Origin of the sequence: Cellulomonas sp. GbtcB1 (genome assembly GCF_019091725.1) — a bacterium.
GTDB lineage: Bacteria > Actinomycetota > Actinomycetes > Actinomycetales > Cellulomonadaceae > Cellulomonas.
Genome location: NZ_JAGXJG010000512.1, coordinates 1 through 239, shown reverse-complemented (window position 1 = coordinate 239; position 239 = coordinate 1). Strand labels below are relative to the sequence as shown.

Here is a 239-nt window from a genome sequence, read left to right as displayed (position 1 = left end):
CGCGTCCGGGGCGAGGAGGTCCCCCACGCAGCGGGCCCCGGACGCGTGGACGCCCACCGCCGGGAAGATCCGCTTGTCCGCGAGCGACCGGGAGAGCCGGAGCCCCATGTTCCCGGTGCCCTTGAACTCCTCGAAGATGACCTCGTCCATCTTGGACCCGGTCACGACCAGCGCCGAGGCGAGGATCGTGAGCGAGCCGCCGTGCTCGATGTTGCGCGCGGCGCCGAAGAACCGCTTCG

The 239-nt window shown here is 71.5% G+C and carries 1 pseudogene; it reads right to left on the bottom strand.

What is annotated here, in order from left to right:
- Nucleotides 1-239, bottom strand: a pseudogene (locus KVT14_RS21215) (transcription termination factor Rho); the annotation flags it as partial.